Here is a 17,428-nt window from a genome sequence, read left to right as displayed (position 1 = left end):
CCCCGTTCCGCGGCGACCCGCCCCCGGGCCGCCGCAACCCCCTATGTCCCGATCATCCCAGGAGTGCGGCTCCGGCGGATCCGCCCAAGGGAGGAAAACGCGGACGAACCTCTCAGACCTTCTGCCGAGGTGCCGTGCGACCCTGGAACTGAAGGCGCCCGCGACGTCTTCCCGGCACCGAGCCGATCAAGGAAACTCGTCGACATGGCATTGCGCGACCGGCTGCGCCGCCTCCTGCAGCGGCCCGGCACCGTCGACCTGCGGCCGTTCCAGGCCGCGGTCGCCGAGGCCGGCGCCCGCGAACCCGAGGTACGCGCCCTCTCCGACGAGGCCCTGACCAGCGCCGCACGCGCCCTCTCGGGCGGCGACCCCGGCTCCTCCGACGGCCGCTCAGCCGATCCCCGCTCCGCCGGCACTCCGCACTTTTTGGCCCTGGCCCGGGAGGCGGCGCGGCGCACCCTCGGCGAGCGGCCGTACGACGTGCAGCTGCTCGGCACCCTCGGGCTGCTGTCGGGGCACGTGGTGCAGATGGCCACCGGGGAGGGCAAGACCCTGGCGGGCGCGCTGGCCGCCGCCGGATACGCGCTGCGCGGCCGGCGGGTGCACGTGATGTCGGTCAACGACTACCTGGCCCGCCGCGACGCCGAATGGATGGGGCCGCTGTACGCCATGCTCGGCGTGACGGCGGCGTGGGTCGGGCAGTCGTCCACCCCGGACGAGCGCCGCCGCGCCTACGCCGCCGACGTCGCCTACGCGCCCGTCAGCGAGATCGGATTCGACCTGCTGCGCGACCGCCTGGCCACCGACCCCTCCGACCTCGTCCTGCCCGAACCGGACGTCGCGCTGATCGACGAGGCGGACTCGGTGCTGGTGGACGAGGCGCGCGTGCCGCTCGTCCTGGCCGGCGCCACCGACACGGCCGCCGCCGACGCCACGTACGCCGAACTGGTGCGGCGGCTGCGGCCCGGCCTGCACTACACCGCCGACGAGGAGGCCCGCAACGTCCAGCTGACCGCCGCCGGGGCCCGCGCCGTCGAGGACGCCCTCGGCGGGATCGACCTGTACGCCCCCGAGCACCTGGACGCCCTCACCGCCGTCAACGTCGCCCTGCACGCCGAGGTGCTGCTGCAGCGCGACGTCGACTACATCGTCCGCGACGGCGCGGTGAAGCTGGTCAGCGCCTCGCGCGGCCGGGTGGCGCTGCTGCAGCGCTGGCCGGACGGCCTGCAGGCGGCGGTCGAGGCCAAGGAGGCCCTGGAGGCGTCCCCCAGCGGCGAGATCCTCGACTCGATCACCGTTCAGGAGCTGGTCGGCCGGTACCCGGTGCGCTGCGGCATGACCGGCACCGCCCTGGCCGTCGCCGAGCAGCTCCGCGAGTTCTACGACCTGGAGATCGCGGTCATCCCGCCCAACCGCCCGTGCGTGCGGGTCGACGAGCCCGACCGGCTGTACGCCACCGCCGCCGACAAGGAGGTCGCGATCGTCGACGAGATCGCCGCCGCGCACGCCGCCGGACGCCCCGTGCTGGTCGGCACCCTCGACATCGCCGAGTCCGAGCGCCTGGCCCGCCGCCTGGACCGCGCCGGCCTGCCCTGCGTCGTCCTCAACGCCAAGAACGACGCCGAAGAGGCCGCGATCATCGCCCGGGCCGGGGCGCCCGGCGCCATCACCGTGTCCACCCAGATGGCCGGGCGCGGCACCGACATCCGCCTCGGCGGCGGCGTCCCGCCCGCCGCCGCGTCCCCCGCCCCGCCGCCCGCGGCCGACCGCGACCGGGTGGCCGGGCTCGGCGGCCTGCTGGTGATCGGCACGGGCCGCCACCCCAGCAGCCGTCTGGACGACCAGCTGCGCGGCCGCGCCGGACGGCAGGGCGACCCCGGCGGCTCGGTGTTCTTCGCCAGCCTGGAGGACGACCTGGTCGCCCGGTACGCGCCCGAGGAGTCCTACGACGGGCCCGTCGCGCCGGACGGGCGGGTGGACGCCAAGGGCGCGCACTGGATCGTCGACCACGCCCAGCGCGTCGCCGAGGGCGTGGATCTGGAGATCCACCGCAACACCTGGCGCTACCACCAGCTGATCAGCCTGCAGCGCCGCGAGATCCTCGCCGAACGCGACGCCGTCCTGCACGGCGACGCCGCCGACCGGCTGCTGGCCGGCCTGCGCCCCGAACGGCACGCCCGGCTCGTCGAGGAGGCCGGCCCCGAGCAGACCGCCGCCGCGGCCCGCCAGATCATGCTGTTCCACCTCGACCGCTGCTGGGCCGAGCACCTGGCCTTCCTCGCCGACCTGCGCGAGGGCATCCACCTGCGCTCGCTCGGCCGCGGCCTGGACCCGCTGGCCGAGTTCAACCGCGAGGCCGTCCCCGCGGGCAAGCGCCTGCTGCAGCGGGCCCGCGACCGCGCCGCCGACACCTTCGACGCCTTGAAAGTCACCGGCGGGCGGATCGACATGCCCGGAGCGGAACTGGCCCGCCCCTCGGCGACCTGGACCTACGTCGTCCACGACAACCCGTTCGGCTCGCTGGACGAACGGGCCTTCCGCGGCCTGGTCGCCATGTTCCGCCGCACCCGGTAGACGCGGCGCCGGACCGGTCAGCCGCGCAGGCGCAGGCCGCGCGGGGTGGGGTGGAACCCGGCGGCCTCCAGCGCGGCGGCCAGCGGGGTCCGGCCGATCGACTCGCCGTCGGCGCGTTCGACGGTGAGCTTGCCGAGCGCGCCCTCCCGCACGGCCAGGGCGAGGGCGTCCACCGCCGGCTGCAGCACCCGCGGATCGTCGGACCAGGTCAGCAGCGTCCGCCCGCCGCGTTCGACGTACAGCACCAGGCGGCCCTCCACCAGCACGACCAGCGCGCCCGCCTTGCGGCCCGGCTTGTGGCCGCCGGCGACCTCGTCGTCGCGTTCGGGCCACGGCAGGGCGGCGCCGTACGGGTTGGCCGGGTCGGCCGCCGCCAGCACCAGCGCCCGTTCGCCGTGCTGCGGGGCGGGGGTCTGCCACGGGTCGGCGGGCTCGCGCGGACGCAGCGCCCGCAGCCGGTCGACGGCCCCGGGCAGCGCGAACTGGGCCGCGCCCAGGCCCTCGACGAAGTAGCCCCGGCGGCACCGGCCGCTCTCCTCGAACGCCCGCAGCACCGGGTAGACGGCCGCGAACCCGCCCGGGGCGCGCTCGGCCGCCACCGCGCCCCTGATGACGATGCCGTACCGCTCCAGCAGCGCGTCGGCCAGCGCGTGCGACCGGCGCGTGGCGTCGGCCTCGCGCTCGGGCAGCAGCCACCAGCGGCCCGCGACCGTCGGCGGCCCGGTGCGGGACGGCAGCACGGGACGGCCCCGGCGGCGGGTGGCGCGCGCCCGGTGCGCCGGACGCCCGGCCCCGAGCGCCGCCCGCAGCGGCGCCGGCGTGTCGTTGGTCAGCAGCCCCGCCCACACCAGGTCCCACACGGCCGCGACCAGGTCCTGGTCGGACGCGGTGACGGTGGCGTTGACCCGGTCCGACAGCGTGCGGAAGAACAGCGCGCCGCCGTCGCCGAGGACGTCCAGCACCGCCTGGTGCACGGGCGTCAGGGTGAGCGGCGCCGGTTCGGGCAGCAGCAGCGGCGCGGTGTCGGCCAGGTGCAGCGACACCCAGCCGTCGCCGCCCGGCAGCCCGCCCTGGCCGGCCCAGACCACCTCGCCCGCCGAGGTCAGCTCGTCCAGCAGGGCCGGGGAGTAGCCGGGGACGCGCGCCGGCAGCACCAGCGTCTCCAGCGCCGACGCCGGGACCGCCGCCCCCTGCAACTGCTCGATCGCCTGCACCAGCGCGTCGATGCCGCGCAGCCGGGACCCGCCCGCGATGCCGTGCCAGGCGGGCAGGAACCGGCCCAGCGCCTCGGGCGGGGACGGCTCCACCTCGGCGCGCAGCCGCGCCAGCGACCGCCGCCGCAGCGTCCGCAGCACGCCGGTGTCGCACCATTCGCCCGCCGGCGGCCCCGAGATCGCCTCCACGGGCAGGAACTCGCCCTCCACCACGCGGCCCGCGCCGCCCAGCCGCCGCAGCGCGTCGGTGACCACCGCCGTGCCCAGGCCGAACCGCGCGGCGACGTCGGCCGCCCGGAACGGCCCGTGCGTGCGCGCATACCGGGACACCAGGTCGCCGAGCGGGTCGTCCACCGGCTCCAGGAACGCCTCGGGGACGCCCACCGGCGGCGGCACGCCCAGCGCGTCGCGCAGCCGGGCCGCGTCCTCGACGGCGGCCCAGCACTCGCGCCCGCCGACCCGCACCCGGATCGCCCGCCGAGCCTCCTCCAACTGCGCCGCCCACTGCGGCCCCTGCCCGCCGCCGTCGGGCGTTGCATCGCCCGCGGCGGGTGCGGGGATCGTGCGGGCGGCCAGTTCGGCGGCGGTCAGCGGGCCCAGCTCGCGCAGCAGGTCGGCGACGCCCTCCACGTCGCGGGCACGGCGCTCGGGAGTCAGCCGCTGCAGCCGGCGCTCGGTGTCGGCGACGACCTGCGGATCGAGCAGCTCGCGCAGGTCGGCCTGGCCCAGCAGCTCCGACAGCAGCGCCGTGTCGAGGGCCAGCGCCTGGGCGCGGCGCTCGGCCAGCGGGGAGTCGCCCTCGTACATGAACGCACCGACGTAGCGGAACAGCAGCGACCGGGCGAACGGCGACGGCTCGGGCGTCTCCACCTCCACCAGCCGCGTTCCGCGTCCCGACAGGTCGCGCATCACCTGCGTCAGCCCGGGGACGTCGAACACGTCCTGCAGGCACTCGCGCATCGTCTCCAGCACGATCGGAAACGAGGGGTACTTGCTCGCCACCGCCAGCAGCTGCGCGGCCCGCTGCCGCTGCTGCCACAGCGGCATGCGCCGGTCGGGGCGGCGGCGCGGCAGCAGCAGCGACCGCGCCGCGCACTCGCGGAACCGCGCCGCGAACAGCGCCGACCCGCCCAGCTCGTCCACCACCGCGCGTTCGATGTCGTCGGGGTCGAACACCACCAGGTCGGCGCCCGGCGGCTCGTCCATGTCGGGGATGCGGATCACGATGCCGTCGTCGGCGTGCATGGCCTGCGCGTCCACCCCGTACCGTTCGCGCAGGCGCCCGGCGATGGCCAGCGCCCACGGCGCGTGCACCCGCGCCCCCAGCGGGGAGTGCACCACCATGCGCCAGTCGCCGAGCTCGTCGCGGAACCGCTCGACGACGATCGTGCGGTCGTCCGGGACGTGCCCGGTGGCCTCGCGCTGCTCGGCCAGGTAGGACACCAGGTTGGCGGACGCCCACTCGTCCAGCCCGGCGGCGGATACGCGCGCGCGGGCCTTCTCGGCGGGCAGCCGGGCCAGCTCGCGGGTGAACGCCCCCAGCGCCCGCCCCAGTTCGGCGGGGCGCCCGGGGGAGTCGCCGTGCCAGAACGGGAGCTTGCCGGGCTGCCCCGGGGCGGGGGAGACCAGCACCCGGTCGGGGGTGATGTCCTCGATGCGCCACGAGCTGGCCCCCAGGACGAACACGTCGCCGACCCGCGACTCGTACACCATCTCCTCGTCCAGCTCGCCCACGCGGGACGCCTTCTCCCCGGCGAGGAACACGCCGAACAGGCCGCGGTCGGGGATGGTGCCCCCGCTGGTGACCGCGAGCCGCTGCGCTCCCGGGCGGGCGCGCAGCGTGCCTGTGATGCGGTCCCACACCAGGCGCGGGCGCAGCTCCCCGAACTCGTCGCTGGGGTAGCGGCCCGCCAGCATGTCCAGGGTCGCCTCCAGCGCCGACCGGGGGAGCGTGGCGTACGGGGCGGCCCGTTTGACCACGGTCTCCAGGTCGTCGACGGACCACTCGTCCATCGCCACCATGGCGACGATCTGCTGGGCCAGCACGTCGAGCGGGTTGCGGGGGTGCCGCAGCTCCTCGATCTCGCCGCGCCGCATCCGCTCGGCCACCACGGCGGTCTGGACGAGGTCGCCCCGGTACTTGGGGAAGATGACGCCCTTGGACACCGCCCCGACCTGGTGCCCGGCCCGCCCGACCCGCTGCAGGCCGCTGGCCACCGAGGGGGGCGATTCCACCTGCACCACCAGGTCGACCGCGCCCATGTCGATGCCCAGCTCCAGGCTGGACGTGGCCACGACCGCCGGCAGCCGCCCCTGCTTGAGCGCCTCCTCGATGCCGGCCCGCTCCTCCTTGGACACCGACCCGTGGTGGGCGCGCGCGACCTCCCGGGGCGCCCCCTGCGCCACCCCCGCCTGCGCCATCATGTCGGCCGGCAGCGCCGCGGCCCCGCGGCCCGGTGCCTGCTCCCGCCCGCCGCCGGCGGCGTCGCCGTCGCCGGTCAAGGCGCGCCGGACGTCCCGCATGCCGTTGCGCCCCGGCGCGTCGCCGCCGCCCTGGGCGGGCGCGCCGGTTCCGTCCGGGGGCGGTGCGTCGTCCGGCGGGACCAGGCGTTCGAAGGCCAGTTCGTTGAGGCGGCCGCACAGCCGCTCGGCCAGGCGGCGGGAGTTGGCGAACACCAACGTGGAGCGGTGGGACTCGATCAGGTCGAGCAGGCGGTCCTCCACGTGCGGCCAGATGCTGCGCTGCCGCGGGTCCGCGCCGCCGGAGGCGTCCACGAACTGCCCGATCTCGCCCATGTCCTCGACGGGGACGACGATGTCGAGGTCGAACACCTTGTCGGACGGGGGCTGCACGACCGCCGCGGGCCTGGGGCCGCCCAGGAACGCCGCGACCTCGTCCACCGGCCGCACCGTCGCCGACAGGCCGATGCGCTGCGCCGGGCGCTCCAGGAGCGCGTCCAGGCGTTCCAGGGACAGCGCCAGATGCGCGCCGCGCTTGGTGCCGGCCACGGCGTGCACCTCGTCGACGATCACCGTCTCCACCCCGCGCAGCGCCTCGCGGGCCTGCGAGGTGAGGATCAGAAACAGCGACTCGGGCGTGGTGATCAGGATGTCCGGCGGCCGGGTGGCGATCCTGCGGCGCTCGTCGGCGGGGGTGTCGCCGGACCGGACCGCGACGCGGATGTCCGGCTCTGGCAGGTGCAGGCGCCGCGCGGCCTGCCGGATGCCGGTCAGCGGCGCCCTCAGGTTGCGTTCGACGTCGACGGCCAGGGCCTTCAGCGGTGACACGTACAGCACCCGGCACCGGTGCCGCGGATCGGCCCGCCCGCCCGCGCCGCCCCGGCTCTCGGCGTTTTGGCTCTCGGCGTTTTGGCTCTCGGCGTTTTGGCTCTCGGTGTCTTGGTTCTCGGTGTCTTGGCGCTCGGTGCTGCGGGGCGCGCCGCCCGCCGCGAGCCGGTCCAGCGACCACAGGAACGCCGCCAGCGTCTTGCCCGAGCCGGTGGGCGCCACGACCAGGGTGTTGGCGCCGCTCGAAACCGACTCCCATGCGCCCGCCTGCGCCGCCGTGGGCGCGGCGAACGCCCCCCTGAACCACGCACGCGTGGCCGGGGAGAAGCGTTCGAGCACGTCAACGCTCATGCAGCCATCCTGCCTCGCGGGTCCGACAGAACGCGCCGGGGTGACGTGCATCACGTTGTAAGCAACCGCTTTCCGGTTTGAAGTGTCATGCAGGGTCGAGTCGGTCCGCCCCCCGAGGAGCCCGCATGTCCTTCGCCCTGTTCGCCATCGGCGTGACGGCCCTGCTGCTCACCGTGAACGCCCACGCCCCCCGCCACTCCGCCGCCCTGGCGGTGCCCAGCTTCTTCGCCGGGTGGCTCGCCATCGAACTGGCGCCCCACCTGCTGGTCGCCGAGGCCGCCGGGATCGGCCTGACGGCGGCGTACGGGGGGTCGGGCGCCTGGCCCGGCCGGGTGGGGCTCGGCGCGGGACTCGTCGGCATGGCCGGGACGGCCGCCACGATCGTCGCGTCCCGCCGCACCGTCGTGACCCTGCGTGAATGCGGCGCGCCCATGGAGATCGACCCGTCGAAGACCCGCAAGACCTCCCGCTACCCGGTCTCCCACCTCGTCCTCCCACCGCTGTGCCTCATCCCGCGGCGCGGCGTGCGGGTGCACCGCGATATCGAGTACCACCGGGAAGGACGGCAGCGCCTGAAGCTGGACGTCTACCGGCCCGCGTCCTCCGGAGAGGAGCTGCGGCCGGGGGTGATGCAGATCCATGGCGGGGCGTGGGTCATCGGCGACAAACGCGAACAGGGGCTGCCCCTCCTCAACCACCTGGCGGTGCACGGCTGGGTGGGGTTCAACGTCAACTACCGGCTCAGCCCCAAGGCGACCTGGCCCGACCACCTCATCGACTTGAAACACTTCATCGCCTGGTACCAGGAGCACGCCGCCGAGTACGGCGCCGACCCCGACTTCCTGTGCGTGACGGGCGGTTCCGCCGGGGGGCACCTGGCCGCGATGGTGGCGCTCACCGCGGGGAGGGCCGAGTACCAGCCCGGCTTCGAGGACGTGGACACCTCCGTGCGGGCGGCGGTCCCGTTCTACGGGGTGTACGACCTGGTCACCCCGGGGCTGTGGCCCGCCCCCATGGGGGCGACCGCGCTCATGCAGCGCATGGTGCTCAAGAAGTCCTTCACCGAGGACACCGAGGCGTTCGTCGAGGCGTCCCCCATCGGCCACCTGCGCCCGGACGCGCCGCCGTTCTTCATCGTCCACGGCAGCCACGACACCCTCGTCCCCGTGGCCGAGGCGCGGCGCTTCGCGCAGCGGCTACGGGAGACGTCCCGCTCACCCGTGGTCTACGCCGAGATGCGGGGCGGCCAGCACGCCTTCGACGTCTTCCCCTCCTACCGCACGGCCCGCGTCGTGGAGGCGGTCGAACGCTTCCTGACGGGGCTGCACCGGCAGTACGCCGAAGGCGTACGGCGGCCCACCGTGCCCGGCGAGATCACCGAGTCGGTCGACGGGGGCCCGGTCGGATAGCGTGGACGGGTGCGGCTGACACAGTTCTGGGAACGGATGAACGAGCAGTTCGGCGAGGGCTACGCGGAGAGCGTCGCCAAGGACTACGTCATGGCCGAACTCGGCGGCCGCACCATCGAGCAGGCCCTGGCCGACGGTGAGGACGCCAAGAAGGTGTGGCAGGCCGTCTGCGCCACGTTCGACGTGCCCCCGCACCTTCACTGACGTCCGCACCGTCCCCGGGCGGCCCCGCCCTCCCGGGTCAGCCGTAGACGGCCATGGCGGTCACCAGGCCGATCGCCACGTTCGCCACGCCCAGCAGGACCACCGCGGGCTCCAGCTTGGGCTCCTGCACGCAGCTGCGCACGTCCACCCCGACCAGGCGGTCGAACACCAGCACGGCGAGGGCCTGCGCGATGACGCCGACGCCGCCGAACACGGCCACCCGGATCAGGCCCTCAAGCAGGTCACCGCCCGCCGAGTAGATGGCCACGGCCACGATGAAACCGATGCCGATGGTCGCCGCGCAGGCCAGGAACGTGGCGTTCGGGCTGCGGTCGCGGCGGATGATCGAGATCAGCCGGCCGGGCGTCGTCCAGTCCACGACGTAGAAGCCCAGGATGAACAGGGCCAGGCCGACCGCGGCATAGGCGAAGATCGCTCCGACACCCTCGGCGAGGATCGGCCCGAGTTCGTCGTCGAGCGCGAGTGACATCGTTCTCCTTAGGGGTTTTCCGGGGATCCGGTCACAGGGGAATCCGGTGCGGGACGAAGGACGAGGTGTCGTCCGTGATGAGCCCGGCGGTCTCGCGGATGCCCAGACCCGCCGACTCGTCCTCGACCACCCACGCGCCGAGCACCGGACGGTAGCCGTCGAACTCGGGCAGCGGGCAGAACTCCTGGAAGACGAAGCCCTCCCGCCCGTACTGGCCCCCTGTGTGCTGCTCGGTGCCGTCGGGGGTGACGATGCTCATGCTGGCGCCCTCGCGCCCCAGCAGCGGCTTCTTGACGTACGCCGTGAGGTCGGACGGGGTGTTCAGGTAGGCGGGCAGCAGGTTGGGATGGCCCGGGAACAGCTCCCACAGCAGCACCAGGAGCGCCTTGTTGGACAGCACCATCTTCCAGATCGGCTCGATCCACGCCGTGGGCGCGTCGGCGACGTGCCGCCCGAAGGGCTCGGCGACGATCCACTCCCAGGGGTACAGCTTGCACAGCGTGCGGATCTCTTCGTCGTCCAGATCGACGAACCGTTCGCGCCGCGGGTCCCAGCCGATGTCCTCCATGGCGATCGCCACGCCGGGCAGACCCGCCTCCTCGGCGGTCTCCTGCATGTAGGCGATCGTCATGACCTCCTCGCCGGTCTCGTCGCCGTTGGTCCAGGCGAAGTGCAGCGGCCCCTTGCCGAAGGCGGGCGCCATCGCCTTCCAGCGGTCGACCAGGCGTTCGTGGATGGAGTTCCACTGGTCGTCGTCGGGGTGGACGTCCTGGAGCCAGTACCACTGGATGATGGAGCTCTCCACCAGCGAGGTGGGGGTGTCGGCGTTGTACTCCAGCAGCTTGGCCGGGCCGGTGCCGTCGTACCACAGGTCGAACCGCCCGTACAGGTGCGGGTCCCTGCGGCGCCACGACTCCTCGATGAGGGGCGCCACCCACTCGGGTATGCCCAGCACGTGGTAGCGGCCGGTCTTCACCACATGCTCCACCACCTGCAGGCACATGCGGTGCAGCTCCTCCACCACCTCCTCCAGGGCCAGCACCTCGTCCATCTCGAAGACGTAGTGCACGGACTCGTCCCAGTAGGGACGGGAGAGGTGCTCCGGGTGGGCGGTCCTGTGGAAGGCCAGCCCCTGGGCCTCGATCCGGGTGGTCCAGTCGGGCCGGGGCGCGGAACGGACGCGTCGCAACGTCAGCCTCCGCTGCGTCCGCTGCCGCCGAACCCCCCGCGGAGGGTCTTGCCGCTGCTGGACTTGATCTTCCCCCTGCTCGGGGCGTAGTGGCTGCCGCCGGAGACGAATGAGGTGCCGGAGCTGTCGGTGGTGCGCTTGCCGCCGTAGTACCAGAAGTAGCGGCCGTAGTCGGTGTCGGTGTACGAGTAGGTGCGCTCGCAGAAGAAGTCGGGGACCACCTTGTAGCCGCCTTGGACATCCCCCGTCGGGATGGCCCGGCGGTCCACGCAGTACGCGATCGTCGACTTGGAGCTACAGGCCACCAGCGTGAGCGACAGCGCGCTGACCATACCGATCTTCACCGCCCGGGAACTGAGCCGGGGCCGCGGAATGTCCTGTGGGGGCAAGGGACACGTCCTTACGAAACGAGACGGCGACCGCCTGGCGGATTCCGTACCGTGGGGGTGAAGTATCCACCGGCGACGGATCCGCGTAGCGGAGCCATAGCTTAGGGGTGCTCGATCATGGGACGGAAGCTCACGCCGTCCCGGTTCCACTGCAATCCGGACACATGCTCCGGAATGCGGCGAGTCACCGTGTGTCCGCGCCCCGCCCCGCTCAGTCGGGGATCGGCAGGTGCGCGTACAGGTCCATCGGGTCGACCGTGGACGGCAGGTCGCTCACCTGGCCGTCGCCCACCTCGACCACCCGCCACTGGCCGTCCTCCCGGCGCGCCATGTCGGTGGTGATGAACCGGCAGCCGAGGCTCCGCACGGCGGGCGCCACCGCCTCGTACTCCGGTTCGATCTCCACATCGGGGTTGTCGGGGTGCGGCCCCACCAGCGCGGGTTCGCCGTCCACCCACCACACCCGCGCCTCGCCGGCGCCGTCGAAGCGCTCGTACTCGCGTACGACGATCCCGCCCGCCAGGAAGTCGTCCTGCAGCGCGATCATCTTCGCCACCACCGAGCGCAGCTGCGTCAGGTTCCTGACGTCCGGCACGAAGCACGCCTGCTCCCACTCGTGCTTGCGCGACTTGACGTAGTCCTTCACGACGGCGGGGCCGGGGGACAGGGGCCGCACCAGCTCGGCCAGGTCGCCGGGGTCCCCGCGCGGATCCACGGGCCGCCACACGCTGTGCGGCGTCAGACCTGCGAACGTGTCGTGCCAGCCCGGAAGCTCGTGCGCGCGCTGGTAGTCCTCGGGATGGGTGAGCAGGATCGTGCCCCGCTTCTTCAGGGCCGCGGCGAGGGCGGCGTACTCGTGGCTCGTCATCATCCAGCCGCGGTACCAGGCGGGACCGAGGTCGTCGGGGACGGCCCGTATCGCGGAGTCGACGTCGCCCCGCCGCAGGGCGTCGTGGTCGATGAGGGCCGTCTCGCCGTAGTGGTCCCGCACGGCGGCGGCCTCGCGGGCGAAGTGTGGGTCAACGCGCCGGGGGTGGAGCGGATCGACGCAGAAGAGGACGGTCAGCGTCATGGTCAAACCCTCCGTGACTGCGCCAGCGTACGGCGTCCGGGGCGTCCGACGCACGGAGATTCCGGGTCGAATCACCACACGATCTCATGATCGAACGGATGTTCGGTAGAGTGAGCCGCGCACGCGACGTTATCCACACGCCGGCCGGCATCTCGAAACCGTCGGTGGCTCCCCGTAACGTCACCCGTGAATCGGCCGGGCTCACCGGGCCGCGACAGCACCGGACAGACAAGGGGCACCTCAATGGCAGCGAACGACCGGGAGAAGGCTCTCGAAACCGCACTGGCCCAGATCGAGCGCCAGTTCGGCAAGGGCTCGGTGATGCGGCTGGGCGACGAGGCGCGGGCACCGGTCGAGGTCGTGCCGACCGGTTCGATCTCCCTCGACATCGCCCTGGGCATCGGCGGCCTGCCGCGCGGCCGGATCGTGGAGGTCTACGGCCCCGAGGGCAGCGGTAAGACCTCCATCGCGCTGCACGCGGTGGCCAATGTGCAGAAGAACGGCGGCATCGCCGCGTTCGTCGACGCCGAGCACGCGCTCGACCCCGAGTACGCCCGCAAGCTCGGCGTGGACATCGACGCCCTGCTGGTGTCCCAGCCCGACACCGGCGAGCAGGCGCTGGAGATCACCGACATGCTGATCCGCTCCGGCGCCATCGACATCGTGGTCATCGACTCGGTGGCCGCGCTGGTTCCCCGCGCCGAGATCGAGGGCGAGATGGGCGACAGCCACGTCGGCCTGCAGGCCCGCCTGATGTCGCAGGCCCTGCGCAAGCTCACCGGCGCGATCAACCAGACCAAGACCACCGCGATCTTCATCAACCAGCTGCGCGAGAAGGTCGGCGTGATGTTCGGCTCGCCCGAGACCACCACCGGCGGCCGGGCGCTGAAGTTCTACGCCTCCGTCCGCCTGGACGTGCGCCGCATCGAGACCCTCAAGGACGGCACCGAGCCGGTCGGCAACCGGGTGCGCGTCAAGGTCGTCAAGAACAAGATGGCCCCGCCCTTCCGCACCGCCGACTTCGACCTGCTCTACGGCCAGGGCATCAGCAGGGAGGGCGGCCTGATCGACCTGGGCGTCGAGCACGGCTTCGTCCGCAAGTCCGGCGCCTGGTACACCTACGAGGGCGACCAGCTCGGCCAGGGCAAGGAGAACGCCCGCAACTTCCTGCGGGCCAACCCCGACATCGCCGACGAGATCGAGAAGAAGATCAAGGAGAAGCTGGGCGTCGGCCCCAGGATCGACAAGGAGGCCCCGGAGACCGCCGCGGCCGCCGCCCCGCCGGCCGCGCCCGCCGCCTCCCGGACCGCGGCCGCCACGGCGCGCAAGGGCGCCAAGGGCGTCAAGCCCGGTGATTCCTGACAGGGAATCCGCCGATCCGGGTGACTCCTGACGAAGAGTGGGCGATGATCTCGTATGCAGGGCGGCGGCGCCTTGCCCGGCACCGGCGGACCGGTGCACGGTCCTTCCCCGATGGCGCCGCCGCTCCCGAGGGCCACGATGAGCGCTCACCCTGAACCACCCGGCGAGTCACCCGACGAACCGCCCGGCGAACCGCCCGGCGACGAGTCGCCCGGCACCCCCGCATGGCTCATCCCACCGGCCGACAACCCCTGGGGCGAGCCGCCCCGCCCGCCGAAGCGGGAGCGGATGCCCGCCAACCCGTGGGGTGAGCCTGCCGCCCCGTCCACGGGGGAGGCGGGCCCGCCGCCGTTCCCCTTGGCGCCGCCACCCGAGCGTCCCGCCTGGACCCCTCCGTCCCCCGGCGGCAACCCGTGGACCGAACCCGTCGCGCAGCCCTCCGACCCGGCCGACACCGGCGCGTCCCAACCCCTCGCCGCCGAGGCGAGCGAGCCCCGGGCGTCGGCCGCCACACCTGAGACCGAGCACGTCGGCAACTCCACCCGCGAAGAGGGCGAGCCGGACGACAAGGGCACCGCCACAGGGGCCGAGCCGGCCATCCCGCAGGAATCCGCGCCGCGGAGTGATTCCGCCGGGCCCTCCCCCGGGCAGACCCCGAGGCGTGGCGCAGAGGGGCGTCGCCGGCGGGGGCGGAAGGCGAACCTCGAGCGCCGGGCGGGGTGCGGCGAGTCGCTCGGGTCAGTGTGGGAAACGGGGTTCCGGCACGACGGCGCCGGGGCGGCTGCGAGCGGTGGCACGTCCGCCGAGCGGCCCGAAGGCGAAGGCACCGGCGGCGACGCGGAGGCACGGGCGCGGGAGATATGCCTGCGGATGCTGACCGCGGCGCCGCGCACCCGCGCGCAGTTGGCCGACGCGCTGCGCCGCAAGAAGGTGCCGGACGAGGTGGCCGAACGCGTCCTGGGCCGCTTCACCGCCGTCGGGCTGATCGACGACGAGGCGTTCGCACAGGCGTGGGTGCAGTCGCGGCATCGCGGACGCGGACTGGGCAAACGGGCCCTGGCCGCCGAGCTGCGGCGCCGCGGCGTGGCGGACGAGACCGTCAAGGAGGCGGTGCAGTCCCTCGGCCCGGAGGAGGAGGAACGCACGGCCCGGGAGCTGATCGCCCGGAGGCTGCCCGCCACTCGCGGCCTGGACACGGCGAAACGAACCCGGCGGCTGGTCGGCGTCCTCGCCCGGAAGGGGTACCCGCCGGGCCTGGCATACCGCGTGGTTCGCGAGGTGCTTGAGGAGGACGGAGCCGACGACGTCCCGGAAGGCGAATGGGACCTTGAGTGAGTCGGCATGGCCGCCGACGGCGCTCCGCCCGGCCCCGTGCCCCGGCGGCGTCCGGCGCGCACCGTGGAGCGGCACGCCGCCGGCGCGCGGAGGCGTCCACGGGGTGCCGGGCCGCCCCTCGCTGCTCGGCGTCCCGGTCGGCTCGCCCCTCCGGACCGCCTGGCAGGCGGGGGACGGGCCTGTTCGGCGGCGGAGCCGCCGGCGGCGTTCTGCCCGGTCATCCGGCCCGGCGGCGTCCGGCGTGCGGGCGGGGTGCCGGGTCGCCCCTCGCTGCTCGGCCTGGCCTTTCGAGCCGCCGAGAAGGGCGGGAGGCGGGCTTTTTCGGCGGGCTGCGGCGGGGCGTGGCGGCGGTGTAAGGGAGCAGGTCGGCCGATGTGCGGACGCCGGTAAGGAAGTCCTCACGTGGGCGTTCGGTTAGTCCGGAATGCCCCTCGTTTGCTTGCTCATTACCTCCGTGCCGCTTACCGTTACGGCAGTGAGGAGTTACTCCGCGCACCGCGGATTGCCATACGTCCGAGCACGTTCGAGCAGCTGAGAGGTGGACAGGTAGAAGATCGCCGCCGCGCAGACCGGGCCGCCCGCCGCTGGTCCGGATGCCGACCGTGCACCGGCTCGGCGGCCGCGCCGCGGGTAAATCCTCGCTGACCAGGGCTCCCGGCCGAGAGGGGCCCGCGGCCGAGGAGGGGTCTGCCTCATGGAGAGCGTCCTGTTGGGTGCCGCGCTGCTGGTGACCCTGGTCGCTCTCGTGATGGTGCTGCGACGTCCGGGCGTCGTGCCTCCCCCCGTCCCGTCCGAGGACGAGCTGGACGCGGCGCGCCGGGAGGCCGAGCAGATCCGCGCCGCCGCCAAGGCGGACGCCGAGCAGATCCTGGACCGCGCCCAGACGCAGGCCCAGCAGATCGCCGGCTCGGTGCGCGCCGAGCTCGACGAGGAGGCGCGGACGCTCCGCGACGACCTCAAGACCCTGCGCGACGATCTGGAGCGGCGGGAGGCCCGGCTGGCCGAGCGCGAGCAGCGGCTCGACGCCGAGGTGCGGCGCCTGGAGGAGTGGTCCGCCAAGCTGGCGGAGACCAAGCGGGCGCTCGCCGAACGCAAGGACGAGCTCGGCCGCCTGGAGGAGGAGCGCCGCCGCGTCCTGGAACGCACCGCCGGGCTGACGGCCGAGGAGGCCAAGGCCGAACTGGTCCAGGCGATCGAGAACCAGGCCAAGCGGGAGGCCATCCCGATCACCCGGGAGATCGAGAACGCGGCGCGGGCCGAGGGCGAAAAGCGCGCCCGAAAGATCGTGACGCTGGCGATCCAGCGGGTGGCCAGCGAGCAGACCGCCGAGTCGGTGGTGTCGGTGCTGCACCTGCCCGGCGACGAGATGAAGGGCCGCATCATCGGCCGCGAGGGCCGCAACATCCGCGCGTTCGAGTCCACCACGGGCGTCAACCTGATCATCGACGACACGCCCGAGGCGGTGCTGCTGAGCTGTTTCGACCCGGTGCGCCGGGAGGTCGGCCGGCTGACGCTGGAGAAGCTGGTGCTGGACGGCCGCATCCACCCGCAGCGCATCGAGGAGGTGTACGAGCGCAGCAAGCGCGACGTCGAGCAGCTGTGCATCCGGGCCGGTGAGGACGCCCTGGTCGAACTGGGCATCACCGACATGCACCCGGAGCTGATCGCGCTGCTCGGCCAGCTGCGCTACCGCACCTCCTACGGGCAGAACGTGCTCAAGCACCTCATCGAGTCGGCGCACATCGCCGGGATCATGGCCGCCGAGCTGCGGCTGCCGGTGGAACTGGCCAAGCGCTGCACGCTGCTGCACGACATCGGCAAGGCGCTCACCCACGAGGTGGAGGGCAGCCACGCGCTGATCGGCGCGGAGATCGCCCGCCGGTACGGGGAGCACGAGGACGTCGTGCACGCCATCGAGGCGCACCACAACGAGGTCGAGGTGCGGACGGTGGAGGCGGTGCTGACCCAGGCCGCCGACGCGATCAGCGGCAGCCGCCCCGGTGCGCGCCGCGAGTCGCTGGAGGCGTACGTCAAGCGGCTGGAGCGCCTGGAGCAGATCGCGCGCGACAAGCACGAGGGCGTGGAGAAGGTGTTCGCCATGCAGGCGGGCCGCGAGATCCGCGTGATGGTCAAGCCGGAGGCGGTCGACGACATCCAGGCGCAGGTGATCGCCCGCGACATCGCCAAGCAGGTCGAGGACGAGCTCACCTACCCCGGACAGATCCGCGTCACCGTCGTCCGCGAGTCCCGCGCCACCGAGTTCGCCCGCTGATTGCGGGAGAGGCCGCCCGGCCGGGCCTCGCGATCGCCCGCCGGTGGGCGCGGCCGGCTCCGCAACCTGCACGTCGTCGCCCGGCGTGCAGGACCCCCTCGACGCCGAGGAGGCTGGGCCGTACGGCCCGCGGAGGGCCGGCGGCCTTCGTCAGAGCGCGCTGGACGGTCCGAGAGGCCGACCTGCTCCTCCCCACCACCTCTGGCCTGCCGGGGCGTCCGCTGCGGGATCAGGCGTGGCTGGGGCGTGCTGGGGCGCCGGGAGCGGACGTCGTTGTCC

The 17,428-nt window shown here is 73.7% G+C and carries 11 protein-coding genes; 6 read left to right on the top strand and 5 right to left on the bottom strand.

What is annotated here, in order from left to right:
• Positions 1–204: 204 nt before the first annotated feature.
• A complete protein-coding gene (secA2, locus tag QSK22_RS06630; protein ID WP_285493094.1) occupies positions 205–2,574 on the top strand; it encodes an accessory Sec system translocase SecA2 in 2,370 nt (789 codons plus the stop codon).
• A 17-nt stretch (positions 2,575–2,591) separates the two neighbouring features.
• Here secA2 and QSK22_RS06625 read toward each other — a convergent pair whose 3' ends face one another.
• Entirely contained in the window at positions 2,592–7,427 is a 4,836-nt protein-coding gene (locus QSK22_RS06625; protein ID WP_285493093.1) for an Lhr family helicase, read from the bottom strand.
• A gap of 125 nt (positions 7,428–7,552) precedes the next feature.
• Here QSK22_RS06625 and QSK22_RS06620 point away from each other — a divergent pair, with 125 nt between their 5' ends.
• Together QSK22_RS06620 and QSK22_RS06615 are read left to right on the top strand one after the other, a co-directional pair.
• A complete protein-coding gene (locus tag QSK22_RS06620) occupies positions 7,553–8,836 on the top strand; it encodes an alpha/beta hydrolase (protein WP_285493092.1) in 1,284 nt (427 codons plus the stop codon).
• A gap of 9 nt (positions 8,837–8,845) precedes the next feature.
• A complete protein-coding gene (locus QSK22_RS06615; protein WP_285493091.1) occupies positions 8,846–9,040 on the top strand; it encodes a DUF3046 domain-containing protein in 195 nt (64 codons plus the stop codon).
• A gap of 37 nt (positions 9,041–9,077) precedes the next feature.
• Here the strand turns inward: QSK22_RS06615 and QSK22_RS06610 are convergent, their stop codons facing one another.
• The 4 genes from QSK22_RS06610 to QSK22_RS06595 form a co-directional block, all read right to left on the bottom strand.
• The gene (locus tag QSK22_RS06610) at positions 9,078–9,530 is read right to left on the bottom strand and encodes a DUF350 domain-containing protein (protein ID WP_285493090.1); all 453 of its coding nucleotides are present in this window, start codon (positions 9,528–9,530) and stop codon (positions 9,078–9,080) included.
• 31 nt (positions 9,531–9,561) lie between these two features.
• Positions 9,562–10,719 (bottom strand): glutathionylspermidine synthase family protein, encoded by a 1,158-nt coding sequence (locus QSK22_RS06605; protein ID WP_285493089.1) that lies wholly within the window; start codon positions 10,717–10,719, stop codon positions 9,562–9,564.
• A 2-nt stretch (positions 10,720–10,721) separates the two neighbouring features.
• Positions 10,722–11,063 (bottom strand): hypothetical protein, encoded by a 342-nt coding sequence (locus QSK22_RS06600; protein ID WP_285493088.1) that lies wholly within the window; start codon positions 11,061–11,063, stop codon positions 10,722–10,724.
• Positions 11,064–11,319: 256 nt separating this feature from the next.
• A complete protein-coding gene (locus QSK22_RS06595; protein WP_285493087.1) occupies positions 11,320–12,180 on the bottom strand; it encodes an ATP-grasp domain-containing protein in 861 nt (286 codons plus the stop codon).
• Between the two features lie 243 nt (positions 12,181–12,423).
• Here QSK22_RS06595 and recA point away from each other — a divergent pair, with 243 nt between their 5' ends.
• The 3 genes from recA (at position 12,424) to rny (ending at position 17,149) form a co-directional block, all read left to right on the top strand.
• Positions 12,424–13,542 (top strand): recombinase RecA, encoded by a 1,119-nt coding sequence (gene recA / locus QSK22_RS06590; RefSeq protein WP_285493086.1) that lies wholly within the window; start codon positions 12,424–12,426, stop codon positions 13,540–13,542.
• Positions 13,543–14,412: 870 nt separating this feature from the next.
• Positions 14,413–14,877, top strand: coding sequence for a regulatory protein RecX (locus tag QSK22_RS33975; RefSeq protein ID WP_285493320.1), 465 nt, complete (start codon positions 14,413–14,415; stop codon positions 14,875–14,877).
• Positions 14,878–15,571: 694 nt separating this feature from the next.
• A complete protein-coding gene (gene rny / locus QSK22_RS06580; RefSeq protein ID WP_285493085.1) occupies positions 15,572–17,149 on the top strand; it encodes a ribonuclease Y in 1,578 nt (525 codons plus the stop codon).
• Positions 17,150–17,428: the final 279 nt, after the last annotated feature.

It is taken from the genome of Actinomadura sp. NBRC 104425 (genome assembly GCF_030269545.1).
Lineage (GTDB): Bacteria > Actinomycetota > Actinomycetes > Streptosporangiales > Streptosporangiaceae > Spirillospora > Spirillospora keratinilytica.
The sequence above is the reverse complement of the archived record's forward strand: the minus strand, read 5'-3'. Positions and strand labels throughout refer to the sequence as shown.